The following is a 13,490-nucleotide window of genomic DNA, read 5'->3' as shown; positions in this document are numbered from 1 at the left end:
CACCCGCCGCTGTCGCCGCTGCCAGGTTGGGGGCTGAAGTGGATTTTATTGGCCGTGTTGGTGACGATGCCACTGGGCAAACGCTATTGGCGGAACTGAACGGTTATGGGGTTAATGTTAGTCATGTTCGCCGCTATCCACAGGCGCGTTCATCACAATCGGCTATTCTGGTGGATGCTCAGGGTGAGCGCATTATTATCAACCACCCAAGCCCCGATTTGCCTGAAGATGCCAGTTGGTTGAATGAAATCGACTTTAGCCAATATGATGTGGTATTAGCTGATGTACGCTGGCACCAAGGTGCTTTGACGGCCTTCACCCTGGCGCGGCGTGCGGGTGTCACTACTCTGTTGGATGCAGATGTCACACCGCAAGATATCCATCCACTGGTCGCTTTGGCTGATCATGCGGCGTTTTCTGAACCCGGTTTACTGCGTATGACCCAGGAAACCGATATTGAGCGTGCTCTGCGCTTGGCTAAAAATGACAAAAATGGACACATTTATGTCACTCAAGGTAAACATGGCTGCTTCTGGCTAGAAAACGACCAGATAAAACATCAGCCAGGCTTTAAGGTGGATGTGGTGGATACCACCGGTGCTGGGGATGTTTTTCATGGCGCATTAGCCGTTGCTCTAGGCTCACAACCCAATATCGCTCAGGCAGTGCGTTACGCTAATGCAGTAGCTGCGCTGAAGTGTACTCGCCCTGGTGGCCGTGCAGGGATCCCCAATTGTGAACAAATAGATTCTTTCTTGGCCAGTTTTGTATAAAATGTTCAATCAAGGGCATCATTAAGAGAACAGTTTATGAATCTGACCGAGCTTACCGGTAATCCGCGTCACGACCAACTGATTCAGTTAATCGCCAAGCGCGGCTATATGAACATCGACGAACTGGCACAATTACTGGAGGTTTCAACGCAGACGGTAAGGCGTGATATTCGTAAACTGAGCGAACAAGGGTTAATCACTCGCCACCATGGAGGCGCTGGCCGTGCCTCCAGTGTAGTGAATACTGCCTTTGAACAACGAGAACTCTCTTACACCGAAGAAAAAAACGCCATTGCCCGATCTATCGCTGACTATATTCCTGATGGTTCGACGGTGTTTATCACCATTGGCACCACGGTTGAACATATCGCACGGGCGTTGATGAATCATCGGCATTTGCGCATTATTACCAACAGCCTGCGGGTGGCGCATATTCTGTATAAAAATACCGAATTCGAAGTGATGGTGCCGGGGGGTACATTGCGCCCCAATAATGGCGGGATTATTGGCCCCAGCGCGGTCAGTTTTGTGGAAGGTTTTCGTTCCGATTACCTGATCACCAGCGTAGGTGCCATAGAAGCCAACGGTGACTTGCTGGAGTTTGACGTCAATGAGTCAAGTGTGGCGAAAGCAATGATGACCCACTCCCGCCATATTCTGCTGGCGGCCGACCATACCAAATTTCACGCATCCGCCGCCGTAGAGATCGGCAATACCCGCCAGGTCACCGCATTATTTACCGATATCACTCCCCCGCCGGCTCTCCGGTCATTACTACAACAACAACAAGTGGAACTGGTGGTTAACCCCTCCAACAACGAACTACCGACATTGTGACCTACAGGGGAAATCAGCTGATTCCCCTGCTAGCACGACAACATATTGGCTCCATTCTATCCCTACTGAATCATTTGAACCGGTGGTATGGCAAACATGATGACTCGCTAGAGTCAGCAATCGTCTCACCTATCATTCACCTGACATTTACCAATAACTGACCAATGACACGAATTGCTAAACGACACCCCGGGTTGGCGATTTATATTATTAATCACTATGGTTACTATACCGGACGAAATTAATAGGGTCTTAAACTATGGAAAGCTCGTTTACGCCTATTGAGCAAATGCTCAATTATCGTGCAAAAAGCCAAAAGGATTACCCCTATCGGGAGATTCTGCTAACCCGTCTCTGCATGCATATGCAAAGTAAGCTGCTGGAGCATCGTAACAAGATGCTCAAAGCGCAAGGGATCAATGAAACCCTGTTTATGGCACTCATCACGTTGGATTCGCAGGAAAGCCGTTGCATTCAGCCTTCAGAGCTCAGTTCCGCTTTAGGTTCATCGCGCACCAACGCCACGCGCATTGCCGATGAGCTAGAAAAACATGGCTGGATTGAGCGCCGGGAAAGTGGCCATGATCGCCGCTGCCTGTATCTGCACCTGACCCAGGCGGGGGAAGCCTTCCTTAAGCAATTACTTCCACCACAACATCAATGTCTGCATTTCCTGTGGTCCACACTCAGCCACGAGGAACAGCAGCAGCTCGAAATATTGACGCGCAAATTGTTGCATCGTCTTGATCAGATGGATGTTTCAGAATCGGTATCCCCCTAGTTGCTGTCTAGGTAATCTTTTATGTTATCCCCTTTGAATTAGCTGTCAGCCCGCATAGCTGGCACTCGCTACGCGCACTATCGTTTGATGGCTCAGAAACGGCGAACACAACAGCATAAATTAGTATCAAATTCATTCAAGTTGCATGCAGATAGAGGCTGCAACTCCAAGCACCAAGGAATTATTTAAATATGGGAAGCATGAATACCAATGCGGGGACTCAAGTAGCGCAGCAACCGGCAAACAGCAAAAAGCAGCAGCGTACATTTTGGCTACTGCTGCTGACGGTTATTTTTATTATCATCGGGGTGGTCTATTTGGTGTATTGGTTTATGGTACTGCGCCATCATCAGGAAACTGACAATGCTTACGTGGCCGGTAATCAAGTCCAAATCATGGCCCAGGTTTCAGGCAGTGTGAACAGTGTGGCATTCGACAACACTGACTTCGTGCACCAAGGTGATGTGTTACTGACTCTCGACCCTGCCGATGCTGAGCAAGCCTTTGCTCGCGCTAAAACAGCGTTAGCCAACAGTGTGCGGCAGACGCATCAGTTGGTGGTCAATAGCAAACAGTATCAGGCTAACATTGCACTGCGTAAATCCGAACTGAGTAAAGTAGAAAGCGACCTCCAACGCCGTATCGTGCTAGGCCATGCGGATGCGATTGGCCGCGAAGAACTGCAACATGCAAAAAATGCCGTGGACAACGCCAAGGCTGCACTGGAAGTAGCCATACAGCAATACAATGCTAACCAGGCGCTGGTGCTCAATACACCGCTAGAAGAACAGCCTGCCATTCTGCAGGCTGCAGCACAAATGCGTGATGCCTGGATGGCGCTGCAGCGCACACGTATCGTCAGCCCGGTGACTGGTTTTGTCTCACGCCGCAGTGTACAGGTGGGAGCCCAGATCTCTACAGAAACACCGCTGATGGCCATTATTCCGGCAGAACTTATGTGGATAGATGCCAACTTTAAAGAGACCCAACTGACCAATATGCGTATCGGCCAGCCCGCTACCGTCGTCACTGATATTTACGGTAGTGAGGTGGTGTTCAAAGGCAAGGTGGTGGGTATCGATATGGGTACCGGCAGTGCTTTCTCACTGTTACCGGCACAAAATGCCACCGGTAACTGGATCAAAGTCGTACAGCGCTTACCAGTCCGTATTGAACTGGATGCACAGCAAGTTGCAGAACACCCACTGCGAATTGGTCTCTCTACGCTAGTGAAGGTTGATACCGCTAATCAGGATGGTCCGGTACTCGCCAATACCGTGCGTAAAGAGCCGCGCTATGAAACCAGTGCGCTGACGCTGGACCTGGCCCCGGTTAATCAGATGATCGCCGATGTGATCCATGCTAATGCCGGTTAAGCGGACGGGAGATTACCGTGGCACAAAAACCACTTGAAGGTGCCCAGCTTGCCTGGATGACCATCGCCCTCGCCATGGCGACGTTCATGCAGGTACTGGACTCCACCATCGCCAACGTTGCCATCCCCACTATCTCGGGCAACCTCGGTTCATCCAACTCACAAGGTACCTGGGTGATTACCTCGTTTGGGGTGGCTAATGCCATCTCTATTCCCATTACCGGTTGGCTGGCAAAACGCGTTGGTGAAGTTCGTCTGTTTCTGTGGTCTACCACGCTATTTGTCCTGGCTTCCTGGTTATGCGGCATCTCCAACAGTCTCGGGATGCTGATCTTTTTCCGCGTGATCCAAGGGGTGGTGGCCGGGCCGCTGATCCCGCTGTCACAGAGTTTATTACTGAACAACTATCCGCCAGCAAAACGTTCGATGGCCCTGGCGTTATGGTCAATGACCGTGATTGTTGCGCCAATCTTTGGGCCCATTCTCGGTGGCTATATCAGTGATAACTACCATTGGGGTTGGATCTTCTTTATCAATATTCCCATTGGCTTGTTCGTGATCCTGGCGGCGATGTCGACACTAAAAGGCCGGGAAACCAAGACTGAAATCAAACCCATCGATACTATCGGGCTGGTTTTGCTGGTTGTCGGCATCGGTTCGCTACAGATTATGCTTGATCAGGGTAAAGAGCTTGACTGGTTCAATTCGCCTCAAATTATTATTCTGACCGCGGTGGCAGTTATAGCGTTACTGTTCCTGGTGGTTTGGGAGCTGACAGATGAGCACCCGGTGGTGGATTTGTCCCTGTTCAAGTCACGTAATTTTACTATCGGCTGTTTGTGTATCAGCCTGGCCTATATGTTGTATTTTGGGGCCATCGTGCTGTTGCCACAATTGCTACAGGAGGTCTATGGTTATACCGCAACCTGGGCAGGCTTGGCATCCGCGCCAGTAGGGTTGCTGCCGCTGGTGCTGTCACCGATTATCGGCCGCTTTGGTAACCGCTTGGATATGCGCCGGCTGGTCACCGGGAGTTTTCTGGTCTATGCCATCTGTTTCTACTGGCGGGCCTATACCTTTGAACCGGGGATGGATTTCGCGGCGTCTGCATGGCCACAGTTTGTGCAAGGCTTCGCTATTGCCTGTTTCTTTATGCCATTGACCACCATTACCCTTTCGGGGTTACCCTCTGAGCGCATCGCCGCCGCATCGAGTTTGTCGAACTTTGCCCGAACACTCTCCGGCTCTATCGGTACGTCAATCACCACGACGCTATGGACCAGTCGAGAGTCAATGCACCATACACACCTGACCGAGTTTATTAATCCGTTCAACCCACAATCGCAGGAGATGTACCGCAAACTGGAACATCTCGGTATGAACAAGCAACAGGCTTCGGCCTACATCGCTAACGAAATCACTGCGCAAGGGCTGATTATCTCGGCAAACGAGATTTTTTGGTTATCGGCGGGGGTGTTCCTGATCCTGATCGCGTTAGTCTGGTTCGCCAAGCCACCGTTCAGTTCTGGTGGCGGTGGGGGCGGCGCTCACTGATCACCTTGCGATATATACAACGCAATATAAACAACTCGATATAAACAACTCGATATAAACAACAGGGGGTGAGTCACTTGACTCACCCCCTGTTGTTTTCGGTTGTCTTTGCTACCCGGCTTACTCGTGATTCTGTCGCCACCAGTCAGCTAGCAGAATACCGGCGGTCACTGAAATATTCAGGCTATCTACTTTGCCAGTGCCGCCAATGGAGACACTCATATCACCCTGCTGCCAAGCATTGTCGCTCAAAGCACTGCCTTCCGAGCCTAACACCAGCACCGCCTTGGCAGGCAATTTAGCTTGCCCGGCACGCTCCCCTTTGCGGCTGGAAGCCGTGACGATGGTATATCCCGCCTGGCGGAAAGTATCCAGCACCGAGAGGAAATCATCAGCATTGATCGCCTTGATATGTTCAGCACCCCCTTCAGCGGTACGCACTGCCGCACCTGACTCCAGTAAAGCAGGATCTTGCAGTAATACACCATTCACGCCAAAGTTGGCACAAGAGCGCACAATCGCCCCCAGAATATGCGGGTTACCTACATCTTCCAAGGCCAGTACACAATCTTTGCTGGGCGCGCTCTTAAGATAAGTTTGCGCATCCAAGCCTTGACGTTTTTTGATCAGAAAACAGACGCCACCATGATGCTCAGTACCGGACGCTTTCTCCAGTTCATCATCATCGACTACATGATACGCTTTGCGGTTTGCTGCCATCCAACGTAGGGCTTCGCGAAAGCGCGGTGTGACTGATTGTATAAACCAGGCGCGTACAATGGACTCTGGACGGCTGGCGAACAGCGCCTGGCAGGCATTCTCACCATAGACTCGGGTTTCTTCCGCCCGTTGGCGACGCAACTGCTCAGGGTCAATAAAACTTTTGCCACTGATACCACCATGATCGAACGCGGGCTCTTCGTCTGGGCCACGTGATACCGTTTTCCATGGGGATTCATAGCCACCAGAATCTTCAGTGCGAGCTGGGCGGCGAGGACGATCATTTTCACTACGGCGAGGATCAGCATCCCGGCGGTAGCCACCACGCTGCTTATCCTGACCGGGACGACCAGAACGCGCATTGTCAGTTGGGCGGCCTTTACCGTCCGAACGTTTATTGTTGTTACGGTTGTCATCGTCACTGCGGACGTACATCACTTTAACTTTGCCGTTCTTGCCACTAAATGAATCGTTCATCTCATTCTCCACCAACGCGCAGGGCGCGAAGATTACCTGATGTTGCCGCGCTAAGCCACCAACTTGTGCTAAAAGCTGGCAACTATCAAACTGATCAATTATAGACCTGTCTTGATGCAAATTGCAGAGGTTACATGGGTGCCAATTTACTTAAGCGCAATTATGCTAAATAACACACTTCCCTACGGGCATAATGACACACCCCCTAACACCCGGCACCTCTCCCGTGCGGCTCATTTCTACGCTACAATAGCCTTTTTATCAGGACAGTTATGACTCACAATGCGGTGCTACGTCTGCGCCAATTCCGTTTAGAACGAGCAACTCGGCCTTTTCGAGCGCGTGGTTGCCGTGCAATACGCTGTCAGCATTGTTTGCTGCCCCAGCAAAACTGCCTGTGTTCCACCATCCAACCGCAGCAGGCCAAGGCACTTTTCTGTCTGGTGATGTTCGATACTGAACCGCTGAAACCGAGCAATACCGGGCGGCTGATCGCCGATATTCTGCCTGATACCCAGGCATTTCTTTGGTCACGTACCACGGTGGACCCGGCACTGCTAGAGTTGCTCAATAACCCTGACCGACAGCCTTATGTGGTGTTCCCGGCCTCTTACGCCACCCCATCGCGCCCAGTATTCAGCAGCCTGCCTGCTGAAAGTAAACCGCCCCTGTTTATTATGTTGGATGGTACTTGGCCAGAAGCATGCAAAATGTTCCGCAAAAGTCCTTATCTGGATCCGTTCCCGCTATTTTCTCTCAATGTATCCAATGCATCCGATTATCAATTGCGCGCCGCCAGCCGTACTGAGCAGCTTTGCACCGCCGAAGTCGCTGCCGCTTTATTGCAACAGGCAGGTGATACCGATGCTGCCAGCGGTCTCGAACAACATTTCAATTATTTTCGCCAACAATATCTGGCTGGAAAAGCTTGCCGCTCAGCGGCATCGGTCACAGCACCGTAGCGACAATGCGTCTAAAATCAAAAAATAACTTGCCTTGTTTCTAGCCTCATCGTTCTAAAGAAGCAAAGCTAACCGGAAGTTGGAGTCACCCATGAGCCAAAGAGGATTAGAAGCGCTATTACGTCCCAAATCCATCGCCGTGATCGGCGCTTCGCAAAAGGTCGGCCGTGCCGGTTACCTGATGATGCGCAATCTGCTTGCCGGGGGATTTACCGGCCCAGTGATGCCGGTCAACCCGCGCTACAAAGCCGTCTGCGGCGTTATGGCTTATCCCGATGTCGCCAGTTTACCGCTCACGCCTGATCTGGCGGTGTTATGCACCAACCCACAGCGCAACCTGCTATTGGTAGAATCACTCGGCAAGCTGGGTTGCAAAACCGCTATTGTGCTCTCTTCCCCCGTGGAGCAATTCGCCGAACTCAAAGCCATGGCACAGCGCTATTCAATGCGCCTGCTTGGCCCCAATAGCCTGGGTTTGCTCGCACCGTGGCAAGGGATCAATGCCAGCTTTTCACCGGTTCCTATTCAAAAAGGCAAGCTGGCATTTATTTCGCAATCTGCCGCTGTGGCCAATACCATTCTCGATTGGGCACAACAACGGGAAGTCGGCTTCTCCTATTTCATTTCGCTGGGTGATAGTCTGGATATTGATATTGACGATCTGCTCGACTTCTTGGCCCGTGACAGCAAAACCAGTGCTATTTTGCTCTATCTGGAAAACATCAGCGATGCACGGCGTTTTCTCTCTGCCTCCCGTAGTGCTTCCCGTAATAAACCCATCTTGGTGATCAAAAGTGGCCGTAGCCAACAGGCACAGCGCTTGCTCAACAGCCAACAAGGGTTAGATGCCGCCTATGATGCTGCAATACAACGGGCTGGCTTGCTGCGTGTGCAGGATACCCACGAACTTTTTTCCGCCGTGGAAACCTTAAGCCACATGCACCCACTGCGCGGTGAGCGGCTGATGATTATCAGCAATGGCGCCGCACCTGCCGCTATGGCATTAGACGAACTGCTTGCCCGTAATGGCAAACTGGCGACATTGCCCCAAGAGACACAGGAAAAGCTCAGCAGCTCGCTGCCTGAGTTTATTAAGGTTGGTAATCCTATCGATTTACGTGATGATGCCACCCCCCAACGCTATCTGGCGGCACTGCAAGCACTGCTTGACTGCCAAGAATACGATGCTTTGCTGCTGATCCATGCCCCCAGTGCAGCGGCTCCAGGTTCTGAAACCGCAGAACTGCTGATTGAGGCTATCCGCCAGCACCCACGTGGCAAACGCATCACACTACTGACTAATTGGTGTGGTGAATACTCTTCACAGGACGCCCGTCGCCTGTTTACCGAGGCGGGGATACCGACCTACCGGACACCAGAAGGTGCCATCACCGCCTTTATGCATATGGTGGAATACCGCCGGAATCAGAAACAGTTGAAAGAAACCCCTGCTCTACCCGTTGGGCTGACGGCCAATACCGCCGTGGCACACCAGCAGATCAGTCAGGCACTGGCTGAAGGGGTTACTCAGTTGGATACCCATGAAGTGCAGCCGATTCTGCAAGCCTATGGTCTCAGCACCTTACCAACCTGGATCGCCGGTGATAGCGCTGAAGCCGTCCATATTGCCGAGCAAATTGGTTACCCGGTGGCGTTGAAACTACGCTCCCCTGATATTCCACACAAATCTGAAGTTCAAGGCGTGATGCTCTATCTGCGTACCGCCACTGAAGTACAACGCGCGGCAGACGCCATCCTCGATCGGGTAAAACAGTCCTATCCACAGGCGCGTATCCACGGCCTGTTGGTACAGAGCATGGCCAACCGGGCGGGTGCACAAGAGTTGAGAATTGCCGTGGAACAGGATGCTATCTTCGGGCCACTGATCATGCTGGGGGAAGGCGGTGTCGAATGGCGTCAAAAAAACCAAGTTGCCGTTGCACTCCCCCCTCTAAATATGGCACTCGCTCGGTATCTGGTGCTACAAGCGGTGAAAGGCGGAAAAATCCGTGACCGCAGTGCGCTACGACCGCTCGATATTCCTGGCCTAAGTCAGTTATTGGTGCAAGTTTCCAATCTGATCCTGGATTGCCCGGAAATATCGCGCCTCGATATTCACCCAGTATTAGCCGCTGGCAGTGAATTTACCTTGCTGGATGTATCAATGCAGCTTGCCCCCTTTAGTGGTGACCCACAGGCACGCTTGGCTATTCGCCCCTACCCCCATGAACTGGAAGAAACCATTGAATTAAAAAATGGCTCACATTGCTTGTTCCGCCCGATTCTGCCGGAAGATGAACCGGCACTGAAACACTTTATCGACCGTGTGACCAAAGAAGATCTCTACTACCGTTACTTTAGTGAAATCAATGAGTTTACCCATGAAGATTTAGCCAACATGACACAGATCGACTACGATCGTGAGATGGCTTTCGTCGCGGTACGCAACGGCGATGAAATTATCGGTGTGACTCGGGCGCACTCTGATCCCGACAATATCGATGCAGAATTCGCCGTACTGGTCCGTTCCGACCTAAAAGGCCTCGGCCTGGGCCGTAAATTGCTGGTAAAAATGATCGAATATGCTCGTGTGCGAGGCCTGACCCGGCTGACCGGTATGACCATGCCGAACAATCGAGGAATGGTCACACTGGCACAGAAACTGGGGTTTGAAGTGGATGTGCAAATTGACGAAGGCATTGTCAATTTGACGCTGCCATTGCAAGGGAATCAGATGCCGTGAGCTCGATCGCAATGTAATACAAATCCGCTACTTGATAGCAAAACATACGTACAATCATAACAACTAGTGTTATTATCGCCCGATTGTTCAAAGAATTGTTTTATACTTAAGTTGTTTCAAGTTACCAGCTGGCAGCAACAAGCACGACCTCAGGGAGCAAGTAGAGAAGGTCTGTGCTGAATCTGCCAGGTACAGGTGCGCAGGTTTTGGCTATGCCCCTGTTCAGTGAGTTCGATGACGGCCCAAGTCATGAAACTCCCTATAACACGTAAGACAACGGGTATAATGCAGGTGGCGTTATGGCCATCCAAACATAAGAGAAGAAACGCACTGTGATGTTGTCAAAATTTAAACGTAGCAAACATCAACAACACCTTGCACAACTGCCCAAAATCCCTCAGACGGTTGCTGATGTTCGCACTCTTTATGCGCCCTCCCATTTCCGCAGCACGTTGCTGGAGATGATAGCTAGCGCTAAGAGCCGTATTTATCTGGCCGCGCTCTATTTAGAGCACGATGATGCGGGGCGCGAGATCCTTAACGCGCTCTATCAGGCCAAACAACATCGCCCAGAGTTAGAGGTCTCCATATTCGTAGACTGGCATCGTGCACAACGGGGCCGTATCGGTGCAGCCGCTACCAATACCAACGCGGATTGGTACTGCAGCATGGCAGAACAGCATCCACAAGTCTCAGTCCCTATTTACGGTGTGCCCGTCAATACCCGGGAAGCTCTGGGTGTACTCCACCTAAAAGGGTTTATCATTGATGATACCGTGGTCTACAGCGGTGCCAGTATTAATGATGTCTATTTGCATCAGCATGAAAAGTACCGTTATGACCGCTACCAGTTGATCACCAACAAGGTGCTGGCTCAGACTCTGTATAATTTCATTAAACAGCATTTGTTAACCGCAGGTGCAGTGCAACGACTCGATCGCCATGACCGGCCCACCAGTCCGGAGATCAAAAATGAGACGCGCACTTTGCGGTCTGGCTTGCGTCACGCCAGTTATCAATTTCAAGGCGACGCGAGTAACGAAGAGTTAGCGGTAATCCCATTAGTTGGCTTGGGTAAACAGAATATCCTCAATGATACCATCCATCATTTGATGGCCAGTACCGAGCAGAAACTCACACTATGCACCCCTTACTTCAACCTCCCCGCCATACTGGTACGTGATATCATTTATTTGCTGCGCCAGGGGAAGCAGGTAGAAATCATTGTGGGCGACAAAACAGCAAATGACTTCTATATTCCTGAAGATCAACCCTTCAAGATTATCGGTGCATTACCTTATCTCTACGAAATCAACTTGCGCCGTTTCCTCAGCCGCCTGCAACGCTATATCGACACTGGGCAACTCATTGTTCGGTTATGGAAAGATGAGGATAATACTTATCACCTGAAAGGCGTGTGGGTTGATGATAAATGGCAGTTGATTACGGGTAATAACCTCAACCCACGTGCTTGGCGTCTGGACTTGGAGAATGCCATTCTGATCCACGATCCTCAGCAAGAGATGCGGGAACAACGCCATAAAGAGCTGGAAACGATCCGCACTCACACCACCGTGGTCGGTAGCTATCACGAACTGCAAAATATTCAGCAATACCCTATCAAGGTACGCAAGCTGATCCGCCGCTTGCGCCGCATCCGTATTGACCGGTTAATTAGTCGTATTCTGTAATGTCTCAATCATCAAGTCAGCCTCACCGGGCTGACTTGATGCTCACATCGGTAAACTTCACCCTCCGGAACCCTATCCTGTTTACTCATAAACAACATTGAGTGCCACAATACCGTTGAAAGGACCAGGAGTGAGCGAAGTAAAACCAGGGGTACGAGCCAGGTAACCCGTTAATGTTACACTTTTTTCAGTTCCCGCTCCGGTTAACGTGATGGGTGTTTTCCCATTAATACGTAATGTACCGTCAACACCAGTTGCGTGAAGATAGACGATAACATCCTCTTTGGTTGTCTTAACCGCCCCACGATAAAAGGAAGGCCCAGTGAAACTATCCCCTGTAACATACATATTGGGTACTCCAATGGCATAAGGGCAAGAAAGTAATAGTGTAATAGACTTCGACGCACCAAACCCAATATCACCCGCAGGTACCTTAGTTAAATCAACGTTTCCCCATTCCATAAAAACATCTCGCCCACCATTAATCACACAGGGTGGTACAACGAGGTTACCTGTAAAATTCATATCGACGGCATATACAAGACCACTATTTATAGTCTGGTAAAAAACGCACAGTACAAATAAAATTTTTTTTAGATGAAACATTATTCGACTCCTCCCAGAGAGAATGTTTTTATTCAAGCGAATAGAAGAATACCCAAGAAAAGTGGGTACATAACAAAAAAAACCTGTTAGGCTTAATTACTTTGTATACTATAGATATTTATATAGTTTTAACAGGGTTGAACTAATTTCCTGCTTCATTGCAGATAATACCTGCAAGCACATTTAGGCAACAAATTCACAGAAAAAGACCTGAATAGCGCTTGCTTCAACCCTTTAGCGGCCTGGTTTATGAGGCTCTGAGTCGCTGAGTATCGCCAATATTGAGACTAACGAATTTTTCTTATCGCTATATTTTTCGATAAAAGAGTTGAAACATAACTATTTAATTAAAATCATCATATACTTTAAATCAATATATAATCTAATAGTGATTCATCATATATATCATTACTGTAACCAGGAACATGAAAATTTAAGGCATCGTACCATGGCAAGATATCAATTAACCAGCAATGACCGCCTTGTTTATTGCCCAGTGGCTTGAATCAGAGAAGCGATAACTATTTTATAAAAAATCACAAAAGCAAAAAGCCCTATGCTTGCGCACGGGGCTTTCTACTTGTTTGGATGCCTGGCAGTGTCCTACTCTCACATGGGGAGACCCCACACTACCATCGGCGCTACGGCGTTTCACTTCTGAGTTCGGCATGGGATCAGGTGGGACCACCGCGCTAAGGCCGCCAGGCAAATCAGGTTTCAGGTCACAGGAAACAGGTTTCAGTTAATCCACCTCACCCCTATGCACCTCAAAATCTTTGTTGCTCTCATCTTCAATCTGTAGAACAAGCTGATTATTGCTATCTCTCTACCCGATATCCTGGTATCAGGTCAAAACACCTTCGGTGTTGTAAGGTTAAGCCTCACGGTTCATTAGTACTGGTTAGCTCAATACATCGCTGCACTTACACACCCAGCCTATCAACGTCTTAGTCTTAAACGTTCCTTCAGGG

The 13,490-nt window shown here is 50.0% G+C and carries 10 protein-coding genes and 2 rRNA genes; 8 read left to right on the top strand and 4 right to left on the bottom strand.

Going from position 1 to position 13,490, the window contains the following annotated elements:
• The 5 genes from IO95_RS21355 to emrB form a co-directional block, all read left to right on the top strand.
• On the top strand, positions 1–773 hold a 773-nt coding region (locus tag IO95_RS21355; protein ID WP_037387164.1), incomplete at its 5' end, for a PfkB family carbohydrate kinase.
• Between the two features lie 36 nt (positions 774–809).
• Entirely contained in the window at positions 810–1,610 is an 801-nt protein-coding gene (locus IO95_RS21350) for a DeoR/GlpR family DNA-binding transcription regulator (protein WP_023492132.1), read from the top strand.
• Positions 1,611–1,869: 259 nt separating this feature from the next.
• The gene (mprA, locus tag IO95_RS21345; protein ID WP_023492134.1) at positions 1,870–2,391 is read left to right on the top strand and encodes a transcriptional repressor MprA; all 522 of its coding nucleotides are present in this window, start codon (positions 1,870–1,872) and stop codon (positions 2,389–2,391) included.
• A gap of 200 nt (positions 2,392–2,591) precedes the next feature.
• On the top strand, positions 2,592–3,767 hold the full coding sequence (emrA, locus tag IO95_RS21340; RefSeq protein WP_037387167.1) for a multidrug efflux MFS transporter periplasmic adaptor subunit EmrA: 1,176 nt from the start codon (positions 2,592–2,594) through the stop codon (positions 3,765–3,767).
• Between the two features lie 17 nt (positions 3,768–3,784).
• Positions 3,785–5,320, top strand: coding sequence for a multidrug efflux MFS transporter permease subunit EmrB (gene emrB / locus IO95_RS21335; protein ID WP_023492136.1), 1,536 nt, complete (start codon positions 3,785–3,787; stop codon positions 5,318–5,320).
• Between the two features lie 120 nt (positions 5,321–5,440).
• Here the strand turns inward: emrB and IO95_RS21330 are convergent, their stop codons facing one another.
• Positions 5,441–6,517, bottom strand: a complete 1,077-nt coding sequence (locus IO95_RS21330; RefSeq protein ID WP_023492137.1) for a tRNA/rRNA methyltransferase — start codon at positions 6,515–6,517, stop codon at positions 5,441–5,443.
• A gap of 272 nt (positions 6,518–6,789) precedes the next feature.
• Here IO95_RS21330 and IO95_RS21325 point away from each other — a divergent pair, with 272 nt between their 5' ends.
• The 3 genes from IO95_RS21325 (at position 6,790) to pssA (ending at position 11,913) form a co-directional block, all read left to right on the top strand.
• Positions 6,790–7,479, top strand: coding sequence for a tRNA-uridine aminocarboxypropyltransferase (locus IO95_RS21325; RefSeq protein ID WP_023492138.1), 690 nt, complete (start codon positions 6,790–6,792; stop codon positions 7,477–7,479).
• 91 nt (positions 7,480–7,570) lie between these two features.
• Complete coding sequence (locus IO95_RS21320) at positions 7,571–10,222, top strand: bifunctional acetate--CoA ligase family protein/GNAT family N-acetyltransferase (RefSeq protein WP_023492139.1); 2,652 nt, start codon at positions 7,571–7,573, stop codon at positions 10,220–10,222.
• Between the two features lie 335 nt (positions 10,223–10,557).
• Positions 10,558–11,913: a CDP-diacylglycerol--serine O-phosphatidyltransferase gene (gene pssA / locus IO95_RS21315; RefSeq protein WP_023492140.1), complete on the top strand. Its 1,356-nt coding sequence runs from the start codon at positions 10,558–10,560 to the stop codon at positions 11,911–11,913.
• 81 nt (positions 11,914–11,994) lie between these two features.
• Here the strand turns inward: pssA and IO95_RS21310 are convergent, their stop codons facing one another.
• The 3 genes from IO95_RS21310 to IO95_RS21300 all read right to left on the bottom strand — a co-directional run.
• Complete coding sequence (locus IO95_RS21310) at positions 11,995–12,519, bottom strand: fimbrial protein (protein ID WP_037387160.1); 525 nt, start codon at positions 12,517–12,519, stop codon at positions 11,995–11,997.
• A 590-nt stretch (positions 12,520–13,109) separates the two neighbouring features.
• Positions 13,110–13,225 (bottom strand): 5S ribosomal RNA (gene rrf, locus IO95_RS21305).
• 164 nt (positions 13,226–13,389) lie between these two features.
• Positions 13,390–13,490 (bottom strand): 23S ribosomal RNA (locus IO95_RS21300); the annotation flags it as partial.

Source organism: Serratia sp. DD3, from assembly GCF_000496755.2.
This window is presented reverse-complemented; position numbering and strand designations above follow the sequence as displayed.